This is a genomic window from Streptococcus sp. A12 (genome assembly GCF_905372335.1).
In the GTDB taxonomy this organism is placed as follows: domain Bacteria; phylum Bacillota; class Bacilli; order Lactobacillales; family Streptococcaceae; genus Streptococcus.
In genome coordinates this window covers 1-17,791 of the sequence record NZ_CAJPOU010000011.1, presented here as the reverse complement: position 1 = coordinate 17,791, position 17,791 = coordinate 1, and the positions used below count along the sequence as shown (strand labels likewise).

Here is a 17,791-nt window from a genome sequence, read left to right as displayed (position 1 = left end):
TCAAATTGAAAGGAAACTTATGAAAGCATTTCGAAATTCCTATCCTGCTTATTTATTTTTATATAGTTTTTACTTCATGTCGACTGCCCTCTTTACGACTTTGATTTCTGTCTATCTGATAGGCCAGCAGTATTCAGCCAGTCAGGTCTCTAATTTGGTATCGACTGCCTTTTTCCTATCCATGCTTACCCAGCCCTTGTTTGGTTATATCAATGAACGGTTTGGTATTGTTAAAATAACGACCTTGAGCTTAGGAGTCCTCATGGCAGGAGTGGGTGGCTTTATCTGGGCCCCTAACTTCTTTTGGTTGACGATTTTTTATGGCTTGGTATTACTGTGTCTAAATGGGACGGCTCCCATGATGGAGATTTTAGCTACCCAGAGTCCCTATGCTTTTGGAAAAATCCGCGTTTGGGGGACGCTAGGGTATGCGGCTGGAGCCCACCTAGTTGGTTGGCTCTATGCTCATCTTAGCCCCCAGTCTGTATACTATTGTGTATTGGTTACGATCCTTCTTAGTTTCTTCAGTTTAGGGGCTATCCGTATCTTCAGGACCAATCGGGTACAGAAAGAAGCTGTCTCGATCCGTCCTTTGCTCCATAATGGACCCTATCTCTTTTTCCTACTACTAATGGGGCTTGTGTCGGGTGTGGGCAATATCGGCCATACCTATATTCCAGCTCTTTTAATGGATAGTGGGCTCCCTGTTCAGATAGCTTCTACAGTTGTGGCTATATCTGTCGTTGTAGAAGCGCCCCTCATCTTTTTCTCGGATCGTTTTATGGACCATTGGCCCTTACGTTTACTAATTTTGCTTCCTGTGGGGATTCTCTTGCTCCAGTATTTCATCTATGCTCTTCCGAGTCCGGTCTTCTTAAAAGTGATGGTCACCCTCTTGGCTAAGCATACGACAGGGATGGTCTTGATCATGGTCTCCTTGCGTTTTATCTCCCAACAGGTGGATAAAAAAGATCTAGTCTTAGCCATGGCTCTTGTGCAAGGAGTCCGCTATCTTGGTACCATTCTCTTGCAACCGCTAGCAGCTTTCTTTGTGGATCACGGAGGATTTTCAATGATGAGTTACTTCTTGGTGGCTGTCCTGGTCCTCGTCCTTCTACTAAGTCTCTTTTTAAAGATGCCAAAAGGTAAATCTCCAGGTCTCTTTGGGAACACGAAGGAGTAAAAAGTTTAGGAAATAGAGTTTGTGAATAGCAGGACTTATGCTATAATGAAGAACGATGATGTTTATGAAAGAAATGAGAGAGAATGAAGTTTAAACGTGCCTTATTTGCGACACTTTCCCTTGGTTGCCTATGTTTTTCAATGCTAGCAAAGGCGGATGATCTTTATCAACAGGAAGATATCATGTCGATCACAGAAAAATCAGGGACTTCGGTGGATGAATTTTTCCGTCCCAAGGCTGATATTGTCGTTGATGCTCACACAGGAGCGATTGTTTATGGAGATAATATTGATGCTCCTCGTGACTCCGGCAGTATGGCTAAATTGATGTCCGTCTACGTGCTTCTGAGAGCTATTAAAGAAGGGCAGCTGGATTATGATACCATGATTACCGCGACAGATGCGGATGTAATCATTTCTCAAAACCAGAAGTTGAGCAATAGTCCCATTGTGGCGGGTGCTCAATACAAGGTATCGACCCTCCTAAATATGATTTTTGTTCCTTCATCTAGTGCGGCTACCATCATGATTGCCAATAAGGTGTCTGGAGGAGATCCAGATAAATTCTTGGATTTAATGAACCAGCGGGCCCAGGAAATTGGAATGAGCAATACCAAGTGGAACAATCCTAATGGTGCCCCAACTGCAGTCCTAGATGGCTACTATAATCCGACCCGCTATGATCAAAATGCCATTAACCAAACAACAGCAAGAGATATGTCTATTTTGGCCTATCATATAGTTAACGAGTTCCCTGAAATCCTCAACTATACTAAAAATGCCAAGATAACCCTCTTCCAAGGGACAAATTATGAAGAAACCCATGAAAATTATAATTATTCTTTGGAAGGTGGAAGGTATTCTCTAAAGGGAGCGGATGGCCTAAAAACCGGCTCTAGTCCGACAGCAGATTATAATTACACCTTGACGGTTAATCGCGGAAATCAGCGATTTGTTCAAGTCATTATGGGAGTTGGGCATTACGATGTGGAAATTGCAGAGAGCCTGCGCCACGTCATTGGAAATGCCCTGATTGAAAGACTCTATCAGGATTATGAGTACAAAGAGGTCCTACCTGCGGGGGATCACACGATTCAGGGGCAAACCTATCACTTAGACAAACCCTTCTATGCTACAGTGAAAAGAGGGACCAATCCAGAGATCAGTGTTAAAAATGGCCAACTACAAATTGCCAATGGTTTGCAAACTCTTTCTCCGTCTATTCAGCAAACACAGTCTGTAACCGCAGTACAAGGGGCTCATCAGAAGTCCACTAGCACGCGTCAAAAAGGCTGGGATCCAATGTGGCTCTGTTGCTTCCTTCCTTTTATTTTCTTAAGAATTTTCTTTAGCGTGAGATATAAGAGAAAATAAAAAGATTTCCGTATTTGGAAATCTTAAATTGAAGAAATTATATTCCTAGAAACTTCCATAGGTGAGTACGGACGTCATGGAACTTCGAAGAAGTTCCATGACTAATTAAGATATAAAGGGCGTCTGCGGATAAAGTCAAAATAGGAAGTTTGACGCAGAATCTTTGGATTCTAGGAGAACTTATCTTTTTGACACAATCCGCAGCCCGTGTTCAATTAGTTTTGGATCTAAGGCTCCAAAACTCCCGAGCTTGATGCTAAAATGGTAGTGGAAGGTTAAAAAGGAGAGAGTGAATGAAAAAAATACTATTATCGACGCTTCCTTTACTGGGAGTGATGGGGCTAGTAGCCTGCTCAAATCAAGAAGGAACCTCGTCCAGTGAAAAGTCAGTTCAGGGAACAGCCCAGTCTTCTAGGGCCTCTCAGAGCAAGAAAGTGACCAGTTTGAAAGGATCCTCAGAATCTCCTTTTGTTTTGTATACTGATGAGGAACTTGAAAATACCAGAACCGTTGGGGATTTTAAAGCTCTCTATGCTTTGATGATGGACCGAACAGTTGCTCATTCGGAGGAAGCAGGAGCATCACTCACGGGCTCTGCAAAAGAGACCTATGAGACTTATCTGAAAAACTTGAAGGAGAAAATGGAAACGAGCAAGGCCCGCTTTAATGAATCCATGGATACGATAGGGTCCGAAGACACCGAAGTTCCGGATGCTACTCGTGCAACCATTGTTGAAAAATTTGAAACGGCTCGAGAACAAGCTGAAGCATCTGAAAATGGGACCGCTCCATCATCGAAAACTCCAGATCCAGCATCAGACGAGAATTCGGGTGAGTCAGATCAATAGGTGAGAGACGTTCTTAAACGTATCGTCAAGGATAGATGAGCAGTTGCTTTACATGTAAGAATGATCATATCTAAACAAGGAGCTTGGCTCCTTTTTTTCTTTCTCTACTATATGAGTGTCTTCGGTTACGAATTATATAAGTGGAGGTGATGACATGTTTATTGCGACTGATGCAAAGCAACAGCGTTGGAATTGTTTGGAGAAGATCCCGATGAAAAAGGATGGTCCCTTTTTCTGTCTCTTGTGTGGAAAGGAAGTTCGATTAAAGAAAGGGCCTGTGATGCGTCCTCATTTTGCTCACGTTAGCCTAGAGGCTTGCCCCTTTCATCATGAGACGGAGAGTCCAGAGCATTTGGAGTTAAAGTTGGGGCTTTATCAATGGGCCAAGCAAAACACCCAAGCTGAAGTGGAAAGTCCTTTGCAGGCACTCCAACAGATTGCGGATGTTCTCCTTCCAGATCAAAAGATTGCCTTAGAAGTTCAATGTAGTTCCTTGTCTATGGACCGTTTAAAAGAACGGAGCGATACCTATCGCAAGCATGGCTATCAGGTCTATTGGTTGTTGGGGAAGAACTTATGGCTCAAGAAAAGCTTGTCTGCTCTGCAAGAAGGTTTTGTCTATTTTAGTCAAAATAGGGGCTTTCATCTCTGGGAGTTAGACCTAGAGAAGCAGGAAATTCGTCTCCACTATCTCATTCATCAAGACTTACGAGGGCGTCTTCATTATCGGACTCAACATTTTCCTTTTTATGAAGGGAATTTGTTAGAAGTTTTGCGGACGCCTTATGCCCAACAAAGCTTGCAACAAATGACAGTCCCTCTAGACAGACAGTTTAAGGACTATCTTCGTCAACAGCTATATTACCGTCATCCTAAATTTATGGCCCTTCAGGAACAACTCTATCTGAAAGGAAAGCATCTCCTGGAATTGGACTTGGAAGCCTTTTATCCCCTTTGTCGGCCACTGAAGTCTTCCCATTTTATCCAGATTAGGGGAGATTGGAGAAGCTATTACCAGAACTTTATGACCTACTATCGTCGAACTGGAATGAAAGCGACGCAGACTCTCTATTCCCCTCGTTTTTATCAGAATGGGAAAGCGTAAATTTCCGTGAATCAAATACCCCCAAATGGTAATATATGTGATAAAATAGAAACATTGGAGGATTTTTGTAATGGTAAAACAACGAAATGAAATTGATGAAAAATACCAATGGGATTTGTCGACCATTTTTGCGACAGACCAAGCTTGGGAAGAAGAAGCAACTGCTTTAGCTGCAGCGATTAAAGATGCTGCCCATTTTGCAGGCTCTTTATTGTCTTCTCCAGCTAACTTATTAGAAACAACAGAAGTTTATTTGGACTTGAGCCGTCGTTTGGAGAAGGTCTATGTCTACGCTCATATGAAGAATGACCAGGATACACGCGTAGCCAAATACCAAGAATTCCAATCAAAAGCAATGTCTCTTTACAGCCTTTTAGGGGAGACCTTTGCCTTCTACGAACCAGAATTTATGGAGATCACCGAAGAGCAATATGCCAACTTCTTGAAAGAAGTCCCTGCCTTAGAAGCTTATGCTCATTACTTTGACAAATTGCTCAAAACCAAAGAGCATGTCCTTTCTCAAAAAGAAGAAGAGTTGTTAGCAGGAGCGGGTGAAATCTTTGCTGCTGCGGGTGAAACCTTTGAGATTTTGGACAATGCCGATATCGTCTTCCCAATGGTGAAAGATGACCAAGGTCAAGAAGTGCAGTTGACTCATGGAAACTATATTTCTTTGGTAGAGTCGAAGGATCGCCAAGTCCGTAAGGAAGCTTACCAAGCCTTGTATGGTGTCTACGAACAGTACCAACATACTTATGCCAAGACCCTTCAGACCAACGTCAAGGTCCACAATTACAATGCAAAGGTTCGCAAATTCTCAAGCGCGCGTGAAGCAGCTCTTTCTGCTAACTTTATCCCAGAGAGCGTCTATGACAGTTTGGTAGAAGCGGTGAACAAGCATTTGCCACTCTTGCAACGTTACGTGGAACTTCGCTCAAAAATCTTGGGAATTGAAGATTTGAAGATGTATGATGTCTACACACCATTGTCTTCTACTGACTACAAGTTCACTTACGAAGAAGCCCTTGCCAAATCTGAGCAGGCTTTGGCGGTGCTTGGTGATGATTACCTATCCCGCGTGAAGCGCGCCTTTACCGAACGTTGGATCGACGTCCATGTCAACCAAGGGAAACGCTCAGGTGCCTATTCAGGTGGATCGTATGATACCAATGCCTTTATGTTGTTGAACTGGCAGGATACATTGGACAATCTCTTTACCTTGGTGCATGAGACCGGCCACAGTATGCATTCTAGCTATACTCGTGAGACTCAGCCTTATGTCTATGGGGATTATTCTATCTTCCTTGCTGAGATTGCTTCCACAACCAATGAAAATATCTTGACTGAGCAATTGTTGGCAGAAGTAGAAGATGATGAAACCCGTTTTGCTATTCTCAACCACTTCTTGGATGGTTTCCGTGGTACAGTCTTCCGTCAAACCCAGTTTGCTGAGTTTGAGCATGCCATTCATAAAGCAGATCAAGAAGGACAAGTCTTGACCAGCGAATTCTTGAATGAGCTCTATGCGGACTTGAACGAGAAATACTATGGTCTTTCTAAAGAAGACAATCCAGAAATCCAATACGAATGGGCTCGTATTCCTCATTTCTACTATAACTACTATGTTTTCCAATATTCAACTGGTTTTGCGGCAGCCTCTGCCTTGGCTGAGAAAATCGTTCATGGAACACAGGAAGATAAGGACAAATACCTAGAGTATTTGAAGGCTGGAAATTCGGATTACCCACTCAACGTGATCCGCAAGGCGGGTGTGGATATGGAAAAAGAAGACTACCTCAATGCCGCCTTTGAAGTCTTTGAACGTCGTCTCAATGAATTTGAGGCTCTCGTTGAAAAATTAGGATTGGCCTAAGATGGTAGAGTCTTACAGTAAAAATGCCAACCACAATATGCGCCGCCCAGTTGTCAAGGAGGAAATTGTCTCCTTCATGCGGGAGCGCCAAGCGCCGGTAACGGATGCTTTAAAGGAGCTAGAAGAATTTGCTCGTCGGGAGAATATTCCCATCATCCCTCATGAAACGGTTGCTTTCTTCCGTCTCTTTTTGCAGACCATGCAACCCAAGTCGATCTTAGAAATCGGGACGGCGATTGGTTTTTCAGCCCTCTTGATGGCGGAGCAAGTGCCGGATGCAAAGATTATGACCATTGATCGCAACGAGGAAATGATTGGTTTTGCCAAGGAAAACTTTGCACGTTTTGACCAGCGCAAGCAAATCACCCTTTTAGAGGGTGATGCGGTGGACCTGCTGGAGCATATCGAGCAACGCTTTGACTTGATTTTTATGGATTCGGCTAAATCCAAGTACATCGTCTTTCTCCCAGAAGTTCTCAAACGGTTGGAAGTTGGGGGAGTAGTCATTTTGGACGATATCTTCCAAGGAGGAGATGTGGCGCGTGATATTATGGAAGTTCGTCGTGGACAACGCACCATCTATCGAGGTTTGCAGCGTCTCTTTGATGCCACTTTGGACCATCCTGGCTTGACGACCAGTCTGATTCCCCTAGGAGACGGCATTCTTATGATTCGTAAAAATCAGGAAGAGATTTCTTTGCCGACAGAAGAGTAGCTTTTAGACTTATTTAAGTTATCTGCTTGAATTTGTGGTAAAATAGTAGCAGTGAATTTTAGAATGGAGAAATAAACATGAAGAAAAAATTTGTAGCTGGAGCGGTGACCCTTTTATCCGTTGTAACGCTAGCAGCTTGTGCAAAAGGTGGCAGTGACAAAGATATCGTCACAATGAAGGGTGACACGATCACTGTTGGTGATTTCTATGATGAAATCAAAAACAACCAAGGTGCACAACAATATCTTTTCCAAATGACCATTAATAAAGTCTTTGAAAAAGAATACGGCTCAAAAGTCTCAGACAAAGATGTTGAGAAAAAAGTTGATGAGCAGAAAAAACAATTGGGTGAATCCTTCAATAGCTACCTCACACAACAAGGGTTAACAGAAGAAACCAACAAACAACAAATCCGTAGTAACCTTTTGTTAGAGTATGCGGTTGACCAAGCTATTTCAAAAGAGTTGACAGACGAAGCTTATAAAAAAGCCTTTGAAACCTATACACCAGAAATCACTGCAAATGTGATCAAAGTGGATTCAGAAGAAAAAGCGAATGAAGTTCTTGCAAGTGTAAAAGCTGAAGGCGCTGACTTTGCACAAATTGCCAAAGAAAATTCTACAGATGCTAGCACCAAAGAAAAGGGTGGAGAAATCAAATTTGACTCTGGAACCACGACTGTTCCAACTCGTGTCAAGGAAGCAGCATCTAAGCTTGATGTAAATGGTATTTCAGATGTCGTTATTGATCCTGCTAGTCAAAAAAGCGCTGGTGCCTACTATATCGTTAAAGTAACTAAGAAGGAAGAAAAAGGATCTGACTGGAAGAAATACGAAAAACGCTTGAAAGAAATTCTGACGGCAGGACGTAAAAATGATGCCAACTTTATCCGTAGCATCATTGCCAAAGCAATGTCAAATGCCAATATCAAGGTCAAAGATGATGCCTTCAAGGCAACCTTCAACCAATACATGCAAAATATTGGTGCAACAACAGAAGGTAGCTCATCTTCTAAATAAGGATATTAGTTGACGAGCATTGTATTTATCTGTATAATGAGATAGTTGAGAATAAATCATTTAGAATCGGATGTAGAGAAGTGGCGGGGGTGCGAGCCATGGAAGAGAAATGATTTTGCTACTCAATAGAACAATTACATAATCGAATGAAGAATGACAAGTTCATTGAATGAAGGTGGTACCGCGGTTTTTCGCCCTTCGTTAGTGAGCTTGTCTTTTTTTCAGCATTTCTACCAGAGATCCTTTCTAATAAGAGAAAGGTTTTCATAAGGATTTGCAGGAGGAAACTGATGAAAAAGTATCTGGTCAAACAAAAGTTTCGACTTGGAGGGGAACGCTTTGATATCAAAAATGATCTGGGAATGGTAGAATACCAGGTAGAAGGTTCATTTTTGAAGATTCCTAAGACCTTTACGGTATTTGATGTGGAAGGCCAGAAGGTCAGCCATATCACGAAGAAGCCTTTTAGCCTCTTACCCCAATTCACTGTAGAATTAGCGGATGGCTCCATTTTTTTCATCCGTAAAAAACTAACCTTACTCCGTGATAAATACGATATTTCTAATTTAGGACTACGCATCGAAGGCAATATCTGGGATTTGGATTTCAAGTTATTGGATGATCGCGACCAGCTGGTTGCAGAGATTAGCAAGCAAGTCTTTACCTTGACGTCGACTTATCAGGTTTCCGTCTATAAAGAGGAATATGCCAATCTGGTGATTTCCTTGTGTCTTGCCATTGACTATGTAGAAATGATGGAAAATGGCTCCTAAGCCAATCAATAGAAAACAATAAATAGAGGAGAAAACATGAAACAATTATCTAGTGCACAAGTCCGCCAAATGTGGCTTGATTTCTGGGCGACCAAAGGTCACTCAGTAGAACCATCTGTTAGCTTGGTTCCAGTAAACGATCCAACCCTATTGTGGATTAACTCAGGGGTCGCAACCCTTAAGAAATACTTTGATGGAACTATCATCCCTGAAAACCCACGGATTACCAATGCGCAAAAGGCTATCCGTACCAACGATATCGAAAACGTCGGGAAGACTGCTCGTCACCATACTATGTTTGAAATGCTGGGGAACTTCTCAATCGGTGATTACTTCCGTGACGAAGCTATTACATGGGCATATGAGCTTTTGACAAGTCCTGAGTGGTTTGACTTCCCTAAAGACAAACTTTACATGACTTATTATCCAGATGACAAGGATTCATATAATCGCTGGATTGAAGTGGGAGTAGACCCAAGTCACTTGATCCCAATCGAAGACAACTTCTGGGAAATCGGTGCTGGACCTTCTGGACCTGATACAGAAATCTTCTTTGACCGTGGAGAAGCATTTGACCCAGAAAATATCGGTCTTCGTCTGCTTGCAGAAGATATCGAAAACGACCGTTACATCGAAATCTGGAACATTGTATTGTCACAATTTAACGCTGACCCTGCGGTTCCTCGTAGCGAGTACAAAGAATTGCCACACAAAAATATTGATACGGGCGCTGGTTTGGAGCGTTTGGTGGCAGTTATCCAAGGGGCTAAGACCAACTTTGAAACAGACCTCTTCATGCCGATCATTCGTGAGGTTGAGAAGTTGTCTGGTAAGGTCTACGACCAAGATGGCGACAATATGAGCTTCAAGGTGATTGCTGACCACATCCGTTCGCTCTCATTTGCCATCGGTGATGGTGCCCTTCCTGGAAATGAAGGTCGTGGTTATGTCCTTCGTCGTCTCCTCCGTCGTGCTTCCATGCACGGTCAAAAATTGGGCATCAACGAACCTTTCCTTTACAAATTAGTTCCAACTGTTGGAAAAATTATGGAAAGCTACTACCCAGAAGTCCTTGAAAAACGTGACTTTATCGAAAAAATCGTCAAGAGCGAAGAAGAGTCATTTGCTCGTACCCTTCACTCAGGTCAACACTTTGCCCAAGGTATCGTAGCAGACTTGAAAGAAAAAGGGCAAACGGTCATTGCTGGTCAAGATGTCTTCAAACTCTATGATACATACGGATTCCCAGTGGAGTTGACAGAAGAAATCGCTGAAGAAGCTGGCATGACGGTAGACCGTGAAGGTTTTGAAGTAGCCATGAAGGAACAACAAGAGCGTGCGCGTGCATCTGCTGTCAAAGGAGGATCTATGGGGATGCAAAATGAAACCCTTCAAAACATTACAGTTGAGAGCATCTTTAACTACAATGCTAGCCAATTGTCTTCTAAGTTAGTGGCTATCGTAGCAGACAATGCTGAAGTAGAAGCTGTTTCAGAAGGAACTGCATCACTAATCTTTGCAGAAACACCATTCTACGCTGAAATGGGTGGACAGGTTGCGGACCACGGTCAAATCTTGGATGCTGCAGGAAATGTCGTAGCGACTGTAACAGATGTACAAAAAGCACCAAATGGCCAACCACTTCATACCGTTGAAGTTCTTGCGCCACTTGCTTTGAACCAAGAATACACTTTGGCCATCGATAGCAATCGTCGTCACCGTGTCATGAAGAACCACACAGCCACTCACTTGCTCCATGCAGCTCTTCATAATATTCTTGGCCACCATGCTACTCAAGCAGGATCACTTAATGAAGTGGAATTCCTACGCTTTGACTTCACTCACTTCCAAGCTGTGACTCCAGAAGAGTTGCGTGCTATTGAGCAACAAGTCAATGAGAAGATCTGGGAAGCCATTGCAGTCAAGACTGTTGAGACAGACATTGACACCGCTAAAGAAATGGGAGCTATGGCCCTCTTTGGTGAGAAATACGGTAAGGAAGTTCGCGTTGTCACTATCGGGGACTACTCAGTGGAACTGTGTGGTGGTACCCACGTTGGCAATACTTCTGAGATTGGTCTCTTCAAGATTGTCAAAGAAGAAGGTATCGGATCAGGAACTCGTCGTATCTTGGCAGTAACTGGTAAGGAAGCCTTTGAAGCCTATCGTGAACAAGAAGACGCTCTGAAAGCCGTCGCAGCAACCTTGAAAGCACCTCAACTCAAGGAAGTTCCTCATAAGGTTGAAGGACTTCAAGAGCAACTTCGTCAATTGCAAAAAGAAAATGCAGAATTGAAGGAAAAAGCAACAGTAGCGGCAGCAGGTGATGTCTTCAAGAATGTTCAAGAAGCAAATGGACACCGTTACATTGCCAGCCAAGTTTCAGTTTCAGATGCAGGTGCTCTTCGTACCTTTGCGGATAACTGGAAACAAAAAGATTACTCTGACGTCCTTGTTCTTGTCGCAGCAATCGGTGACAAGGTCAATCTTCTCGTAGCCAGCAAGACAAAAGACATCCACGCAGGTAACGTGGTCAAAGAATTGGCTCCAATCGTCGATGGACGTGGTGGTGGTAAACCAGACATGGCCATGGCAGGAGGAAGCAACCAAGCGAAAATCCAAGACTTGTTGGATGCCGTAGCAGGTAAATTGTAAGAATCGAAGAGGTTGGATGTTTGTCCAACCTCTTTTTTCAAAAAGGAATTGGCTCCAATCAGAAAAAGATTGCAACAACCTTTCCGTTTGGAAAGGTTTCAGATTGAAGATAAAGTCTTTTAAAAAACTTTCCTTAGGTGAGTACGGACGTCAACGAACTTCTATGAAGTTCCATGACTTAGTTTTGAGCCTCTTCGCTCTTTAATTTCAGGGCTCAGGCTAAAACAGTTTCCCAAACTGTTTTACTCTCAAAACTCCCGAGTGCTAGATACAAGAGTGTTTCTAGCACTTTTCTCACGGCGAAAAGTTTTTAATATTCTTTAATGGTTAAAAAAATAAAAGTCCTTTTTTGAAAATCATTTATCTGTTTTATATAAAACAATAGTTTGTTTACATTCAAAAACCTTTCCGTCTGGAAAGGTTTTTGTCTTATAGTCCGTAATTATAATCGTCATCCTGCATGGCTTCTACTTCACCGAGAAGGTAACCATTTCCGACTTGAGAGAAGAAGTCGTGGTTGGATGTTCCGGTTGAGATTCCGTTCATGACGATTGGGTTGACATCATCTGCTGAGTCTGGGAAAAGTGGATCTTGTCCCAAGTTCATGAGGGCTTTATTAGCATTGTAACGAAGGAAGGTTTTAACTTCCTCAGTCCAGCCAACACCGTCATAGAGGCTTTCTGTATAGCCCTCTTCGTTCTCGTAGAGGGTATAGAGCAGGTCGTACATCCATTCTTTGAGTTTTTCTTGCTCTTCTTCAGGCAATTCGTTAAAACCAAGTTGGAATTTGTAACCAATGTAGGTTCCGTGAACAGACTCATCACGAATGATCAACTTGATGATTTCAGCAACGTTGGCTAACTTGTTGTTTCCAAGATAGTAGAGGGGTGTGAAGAAACCAGAGTAGAAGAGGAAGGTTTCAAGGAAGACACTGGCGACTTTCTTTTCAAGAGGAGTCCCATTGAGGTAGATTTCATTGATGATTTCTGCCTTCTTTTGAAGGAAAGGATTGGTATTGGTCCATTCGAAAATCTCTTCGATTTCTGACTTGGTATTCAAGGTCGAAAAGATAGAAGAGTAAGACTTAGCATGGACAGATTCCATGAATTGGATGTTGTTAAAAACAGCTTCCTCATGCGGTGTACGGATGTCGGAACGAAGAGCCTGAACCCCTGTTTCAGATTGCATGGTATCAAGAAGCGTTAAACCACCAAAGACTTTTCCTACCAAGTCTTTTTCCTTGTTTGATAGTTTTCTCCAGTCATCAAGGTCATTTGACAAGGGGATACGAGTGTCGAGCCAGAATTGCTCCGTCAATTTTTCCCAAGTTGATTTGTCGATGACATCTTCGATGGCATTCCAGTTTATGGCTTTATAGTAAGTTTCCATGATAATCTCCTATGAACTAATTTTTAAAGTGACGAGATTTATATAACCAGTTTATATTCTTAAAACGATTATAAATATACATCTGTTGTGTAATATTAAATGGCTTATTTGATATTACATAATAGTTGGCAGTATTAATAGTAGCTTCATTGATATAGCGTAATTTTTCATTTGTCATTTTTACCCATAATTTATCAGAGCAATTCATTTCATTATTTTGAAATTCAAAACACAGATAGGGGGAAATAGGCATTAGGATTTGAAATCCATTGGGAATGTTTGGAGGTCCGAATGTTGAAACAACTGGATTATCACTAGTTAGAAAGCCATTGCCAATAGAAATATGAAAATTCATTTGTTTAGGCTTTTTAAAAAAACTGAGAAAACTCTCTAAATTTTTATCTTTTTTCATTACTTTATTAAAAATATTTATATTTTCTAGATTGTTCTTTATTTCAGTTAATTCAATTGGGAACTCCCGTGATTCTGAGAAATGATTAATAAAATTAGATACCAACCTTACTCTGCCAGAGTCAGTTCTGATTTCTTGGAGAAACATATATTTCCAGATTGTTTCAATTTCGCTTTGATTTAAGATACATGGTTTTCTTGATGATACGATATGTTCAACTATTTTAGAAATCTCTCCTTCAAATCTACTAAGCTTATTTTCAAGAATATTATCAACAATAATGCGATCATCTGATATTTTTTCTTCGTAGGTATATTTTTTGTAACATATACTTTCATAGTGGACATATTGTTCTATATTAGCGACACAATTATAAACATAAAACTTGCTTGTACTATCAGCAAAATGTTTAAGTAAGCTTCTTGGATAATAATGTTGTTTTTTGGTAACCATAAATAATCAAATCACACAGCTTTCACATTGGTTCGCGCCAACTTCTCCACCATCATCGGTAAAGGTGCGGACGTAGTAGATAGACTTGATTCCCTTATTAAAGGCATAGTTGCGAAGGATAGACAAGTCACGAGTGGTTTGTTTGTTTTCAGTTTTCCATTCGTAAAGGCCTTTTGGAATATCACTGCGCATGAAGAGAGTGAGTGAAAGTCCTTGGTCTACATGCTCAGTTGCGGCAGCATAAACATCGATGACTTTACGCATATCCATGTCGTAGGCAGAAGTGTAGTAAGGAATGGTATCTGTTGATAAACCAGCTGCAGGGTAGTAGATCTTCCCGATTTTCTTCTCTTGTCGTTCTTCAATCCGTTGTGTGATTGGGTGGATAGAAGCAGATACGTCATTGATGTAGCTGATGGAACCATTTGGTGCGACAGCCAAGCGGTTTTGGTGGTAAAGACCATCTGCCTTGACTTTATCACGAAGTTCTGCCCAGTCTTCTGCACTAGGAATAAAGATATCTTTAAAGAGCTCTTTGACGCGATCAGATTTTGGTACAAATTCTCCACTTGTGTACTTATCAAAGTAGCTACCGTTGGCATAGTCTGATTTTTCAAAGTTGTGGAAGGTAACGCCCCGTTCACGTGCGATGTTGTTTGATTCTACGAGAGTCCAGTAGTTCATGAGCATGAAGTAGATGCTAGTGAACTCGACAGATTCAGGTGATCCATATTCAATCAATTGTTGGGCAAGATAGCTGTGAAGTCCCATAGCGCCAAGACCAAAGGTATGCGCTTGGCTATTTCCGTGGTCAATTGTTGGAACAGCTACAATGTGAGAGCTATCTGTGACGAAGGTCAAGGCACGAACCATAGCTCGGATGGAACGACCAAAGTCAGGTGAGGTCATCATGTTAACCACGTTGGTTGAACCAAGGTTACATGAGACGTCAGTCCCCATTTTAATGAATTCTTGAGCATCGTTGATCAAGCTTGGCTCTTGAACCTGGAGGATCTCTGAACACAAGTTACTCATGATGATCTTGCCATCAACAGGGTTTGCCCGGTTAGCAGTATCGATGTTAACTACATATGGGTAACCAGATTCTTGTTGCAATTTAGAAATTTCAGTTTCCAAATCACGCGCCTTGATTTTTGTCTTGCGGATATTTGGATTAGCAACTAACTCATCGTATTTTTCAGTGATGTCGATGTAGTTAAATGGCACTCCGTATTCACGCTCTACAGAATATGGGCTGAAGAGATACATTTCTTCATTCTTACGAGCCAACTCGTAGAACTTGTCTGGCACGATGACACCAAGTGAAAGGGTCTTAACACGAACTTTTTCATCGGCATTTTCCTTCTTAGTAGAAAGGAAGGCGATAATATCTGGGTGGAAGACATTGAGGTAAACCACCCCAGCCCCTTGGCGTTGTCCCAATTGGTTAGAGTAAGAGAAGCTATCTTCGAAGAGTTTCATGACTGGTACGACCCCAGAAGCGGCTCCTTCATAGCCCTTGATCGGTGCGCCAGCTTCACGAAGGTTGCTGAGGGAGATTCCAACCCCACCACCGATACGAGACAGTTGAAGAGCTGAGTTGATAGAGCGTCCGATCGCATTCATGTCGTCGGTTACCTGGATCAAGAAACAAGAAACCAATTCCCCACGGCGAGCACGTCCAGCATTTAAGAAAGAAGGAGTAGCTGGTTGGTAGCGTTGGTGAATGATTTCATTTGCGATGTCTTTAGCAATTTCTTCATTTCCATCCGCAAAGTAGAGAGCATTGAAGAAGACGCGGTCTTCCATGCTTTCGAGATAGTATTCTCCATCATTTGTTTTCAGAGCATACTGGTTATAGAATTTATAGGCAGCCATGAAGGACTTGAATTGGAAGTTTTGGTCTTTGATAAATTGGGCCAATTCTTCCAAAAATTCAGGACGGTACTTCTGAATGAAGGCTGTTTCGATATAGTTGTGTTCAATAAGGTAGTTGATTTTATCCGTTATTGAATCAAAGGCCATGGTATTTGGCACAACATTCTCTTTGAAGAAAGCATCCAAGGCTTCTTTATCTTTATGAAGCATGATTTGACCGTTAACTGGACGGTTGATTTCATTATTAAGACGGAAGTAAGTTACGTCTTCAAGTGATTTTAATCCCATAATGTTCCTTTTTCTAATTCAAAAATAAAGGGGAGGCAAGCTCCCCTGTACAAGTAAAAGGGCTAGGGGAACACTGTAGTCGAGAACTACAGTAATCCATTCCCTAGACCAATCAGATCCTGTTTGATAGTTTTAAGATAATTTCTTGAGTTTAGCTGGTTGGAAGCCAGAAAAGACTTCATCTGCCGTTTGAATAACTGGTGCAGCGTTGAAACCAAGGTTCTTCACATGGTCTACAAACTCAGGTTGCTCATCTAGATTAATTTCACGGTATTCAACGTGATTGGTATCTAAAAAACGTTTGGTCATTTTACATTGAACACAATTATTTTTTGAATAAATTGTCACCATAATGTGATCTAACTCCTCTAAATTCATAAATCTGTATCTAGTATAAACAAAAGGTTTTTTCTTGTCAAGAGTTTTAACTAAATATTGTGCACATAAATTAACTATACCGAAGGATACCACAATATGTAGTATTGTAAGAATTAGTGAAAATTGAGGAAAACGTGATAAAATATAGGTTTTTTAAGTCAAAGGAATTCGGACCACTTTCCTAAAATTCTATATACTGTATCCCTGAAAGCAATTCAATTTATTTAATAGAAGAAAGTAAAAAAAAGTAGTTCAAAAGAAGAGAAAAATTGAGTGCTTCCTGTAAGTATTTTCAGTAAGTGTGTGATAAAAATCTTGAAAAATAATGAAGAAGATGATATAATAGCAAATTGTAAGGGTTATCACAGATAACTCAAAAACTAATTTTAAAAGGAGAGTCAAACTATGGCTTCTAAAGATTTCCACATCGTGGCAGAAACAGGTATCCACGCACGTCCAGCAACTTTGTTGGTTCAAACTGCTAGCAAATTTGCTTCAGATATTACTCTTGAATACAAAGGTAAATCAGTTAACTTGAAATCAATCATGGGTGTTATGAGCCTTGGTGTTGGTCAAGGAGCTGACGTTGTAATCTCAGCTGAAGGAGCTGACGCTGATGATGCTCTTGCAGCAATCGCTGAAACAATGGAAAAAGAAGGATTGGCATAAACATGACAGAAATGCTTAAAGGAATAGCAGCATCTGATGGTGTTGCCGTTGCTAAGGCATATCTACTTGTTCAACCCGACTTGTCATTTGATACAATCTCAGTTGAAGATACAAATGCAGAAGAAGCTCGTTTGGATGCAGCTCTTGAAGCTTCACAGAACGAGCTTTCTCTTATTCGGGAGAATGCAGTAGCGAGCCTTGGTGAGGAAGCGGCACAAGTATTTGATGCTCACATGATGGTCCTTTCTGACCCTGAAATGGTTGGTCAGATCAAGGAAACAATTCGCACGAAGAAGGTGAATGCTGAAGCTGGCTTGAAAGAAGTCACAGACATGTTTATCACCATCTTTGAAGGAATGGAAGATAACCCATACATGCAAGAACGAGCAGCAGATATTCGCGATGTGACCAAACGTGTTCTTGCAAACTTGCTTGGTAAGAAATTGCCAAACCCTGCAACCATCAATGAAGAAGCAATCGTGGTTGCGCATGACTTGACTCCATCCGATACCGCTCAATTGAACAAACAGTTCGTTAAAGCCTTTGTTACAAACATTGGTGGACGTACAAGTCACTCAGCTATCATGGCGCGTACACTTGAAATCGCAGCGGTTCTTGGTACAAACAACATTACAGATCTTGTAAAAGATGGTGATGTGTTGGCTGTATCTGGAATCACTGGTGAAGTAGTCATCAACCCAAGTGAAGAACAAATTGCAGCCTTTAAAGCAGCTGGTGAAGCTTACGCTAAACAAAAAGCTGAATGGGCTCTTTTGAAAG

15 protein-coding genes are annotated in these 17,791 nt (G+C 41.6%); 11 read left to right on the top strand and 4 right to left on the bottom strand.

Annotated elements, in window-relative coordinates:
* Positions 1-19: 19 nt before the first annotated feature.
* The 9 genes from QZ158_RS02695 to alaS all read left to right on the top strand — a co-directional run bounded on the left by QZ158_RS02695 (position 20) and on the right by alaS (position 11,544).
* The gene (locus QZ158_RS02695) at positions 20-1,183 is read left to right on the top strand and encodes an MFS transporter (RefSeq protein WP_293874486.1); all 1,164 of its coding nucleotides are present in this window, start codon (positions 20-22) and stop codon (positions 1,181-1,183) included.
* Between the two features lie 83 nt (positions 1,184-1,266).
* A complete protein-coding gene (locus QZ158_RS02690) occupies positions 1,267-2,556 on the top strand; it encodes a DUF1958 domain-containing protein (RefSeq protein WP_293874483.1) in 1,290 nt (429 codons plus the stop codon).
* Between the two features lie 293 nt (positions 2,557-2,849).
* Positions 2,850-3,404 carry a hypothetical protein gene (locus QZ158_RS02685; RefSeq protein ID WP_293874480.1) on the top strand — a complete coding sequence of 185 codons (555 nt, stop codon included), beginning with the start codon at positions 2,850-2,852 and terminating at the stop codon, positions 3,402-3,404.
* Positions 3,405-3,558: 154 nt separating this feature from the next.
* Positions 3,559-4,509, top strand: coding sequence for a competence protein CoiA family protein (locus QZ158_RS02680; protein ID WP_293874477.1), 951 nt, complete (start codon positions 3,559-3,561; stop codon positions 4,507-4,509).
* Positions 4,510-4,579: 70 nt separating this feature from the next.
* Positions 4,580-6,382 (top strand): oligoendopeptidase F, encoded by a 1,803-nt coding sequence (gene pepF, locus QZ158_RS02675; protein WP_293874474.1) that lies wholly within the window; start codon positions 4,580-4,582, stop codon positions 6,380-6,382.
* Position 6,383: 1 nt separating this feature from the next.
* On the top strand, positions 6,384-7,097 hold the full coding sequence (locus QZ158_RS02670) for an O-methyltransferase (protein ID WP_293874471.1): 714 nt from the start codon (positions 6,384-6,386) through the stop codon (positions 7,095-7,097).
* A gap of 77 nt (positions 7,098-7,174) precedes the next feature.
* Positions 7,175-8,116, top strand: a complete 942-nt coding sequence (locus QZ158_RS02665) for a peptidylprolyl isomerase (protein ID WP_293874468.1) — start codon at positions 7,175-7,177, stop codon at positions 8,114-8,116.
* A gap of 290 nt (positions 8,117-8,406) precedes the next feature.
* Positions 8,407-8,889, top strand: coding sequence for an LURP-one-related family protein (locus tag QZ158_RS02660; RefSeq protein ID WP_293874465.1), 483 nt, complete (start codon positions 8,407-8,409; stop codon positions 8,887-8,889).
* 36 nt (positions 8,890-8,925) lie between these two features.
* On the top strand, positions 8,926-11,544 hold the full coding sequence (gene alaS, locus QZ158_RS02655) for an alanine--tRNA ligase (RefSeq protein WP_293874462.1): 2,619 nt from the start codon (positions 8,926-8,928) through the stop codon (positions 11,542-11,544).
* Positions 11,545-11,973: 429 nt separating this feature from the next.
* Here the strand turns inward: alaS and nrdF are convergent, their stop codons facing one another.
* From nrdF to nrdH, 4 genes are all read right to left on the bottom strand, one after another.
* A complete protein-coding gene (gene nrdF, locus QZ158_RS02650) occupies positions 11,974-12,933 on the bottom strand; it encodes a class 1b ribonucleoside-diphosphate reductase subunit beta (RefSeq protein ID WP_293874459.1) in 960 nt (319 codons plus the stop codon).
* A 16-nt stretch (positions 12,934-12,949) separates the two neighbouring features.
* Positions 12,950-13,798 (bottom strand): DUF4238 domain-containing protein, encoded by an 849-nt coding sequence (locus QZ158_RS02645; RefSeq protein ID WP_293874456.1) that lies wholly within the window; start codon positions 13,796-13,798, stop codon positions 12,950-12,952.
* Positions 13,799-13,804: 6 nt separating this feature from the next.
* Positions 13,805-15,964 (bottom strand): class 1b ribonucleoside-diphosphate reductase subunit alpha, encoded by a 2,160-nt coding sequence (gene nrdE / locus QZ158_RS02640; RefSeq protein WP_293874453.1) that lies wholly within the window; start codon positions 15,962-15,964, stop codon positions 13,805-13,807.
* A gap of 132 nt (positions 15,965-16,096) precedes the next feature.
* Positions 16,097-16,315 carry a glutaredoxin-like protein NrdH gene (nrdH, locus tag QZ158_RS02635; RefSeq protein ID WP_006596951.1) on the bottom strand — a complete coding sequence of 73 codons (219 nt, stop codon included), beginning with the start codon at positions 16,313-16,315 and terminating at the stop codon, positions 16,097-16,099.
* Between the two features lie 432 nt (positions 16,316-16,747).
* Here nrdH and QZ158_RS02630 point away from each other — a divergent pair, with 432 nt between their 5' ends.
* The gene (locus QZ158_RS02630) at positions 16,748-17,011 is read left to right on the top strand and encodes a phosphocarrier protein HPr (protein WP_006596636.1); all 264 of its coding nucleotides are present in this window, start codon (positions 16,748-16,750) and stop codon (positions 17,009-17,011) included.
* A gap of 2 nt (positions 17,012-17,013) precedes the next feature.
* Positions 17,014-17,791: phosphoenolpyruvate-utilizing N-terminal domain-containing protein (locus QZ158_RS02625; protein WP_293874436.1), on the top strand; the 778-nt coding region annotated here is incomplete at its 3' end.

Excerpts from the sequence above, each read along its gene's own strand:
- nrdF (WP_293874459.1), bottom strand. The coding sequence starts at position 12,933 with ATGGAAACTTACTATAAAGCCATAAACTGGAATGCCATCGAAGATGTC.
- QZ158_RS02685 (WP_293874480.1), top strand. The coding sequence starts at position 2,850 with ATGAAAAAAATACTATTATCGACGCTTCCTTTACTGGGAGTGATGGGG.
- QZ158_RS02630 (WP_006596636.1), top strand. The coding sequence starts at position 16,748 with ATGGCTTCTAAAGATTTCCACATCGTGGCAGAAACAGGTATCCACGCA.
- QZ158_RS02660 (WP_293874465.1), top strand. The coding sequence starts at position 8,407 with ATGAAAAAGTATCTGGTCAAACAAAAGTTTCGACTTGGAGGGGAACGC.
- QZ158_RS02645 (WP_293874456.1), bottom strand. The coding sequence starts at position 13,798 with ATGGTTACCAAAAAACAACATTATTATCCAAGAAGCTTACTTAAACAT.
- QZ158_RS02665 (WP_293874468.1), top strand. The coding sequence starts at position 7,175 with ATGAAGAAAAAATTTGTAGCTGGAGCGGTGACCCTTTTATCCGTTGTA.
- QZ158_RS02690 (WP_293874483.1), top strand. The coding sequence starts at position 1,267 with ATGAAGTTTAAACGTGCCTTATTTGCGACACTTTCCCTTGGTTGCCTA.
- QZ158_RS02680 (WP_293874477.1), top strand. The coding sequence starts at position 3,559 with ATGTTTATTGCGACTGATGCAAAGCAACAGCGTTGGAATTGTTTGGAG.
- QZ158_RS02670 (WP_293874471.1), top strand. The coding sequence starts at position 6,384 with ATGGTAGAGTCTTACAGTAAAAATGCCAACCACAATATGCGCCGCCCA.
- nrdE (WP_293874453.1), bottom strand. The coding sequence starts at position 15,964 with ATGGGATTAAAATCACTTGAAGACGTAACTTACTTCCGTCTTAATAAT.
- nrdH (WP_006596951.1), bottom strand. The coding sequence starts at position 16,315 with ATGGTGACAATTTATTCAAAAAATAATTGTGTTCAATGTAAAATGACC.
- QZ158_RS02695 (WP_293874486.1), top strand. The coding sequence starts at position 20 with ATGAAAGCATTTCGAAATTCCTATCCTGCTTATTTATTTTTATATAGT.
- pepF (WP_293874474.1), top strand. The coding sequence starts at position 4,580 with ATGGTAAAACAACGAAATGAAATTGATGAAAAATACCAATGGGATTTG.
- alaS (WP_293874462.1), top strand. The coding sequence starts at position 8,926 with ATGAAACAATTATCTAGTGCACAAGTCCGCCAAATGTGGCTTGATTTC.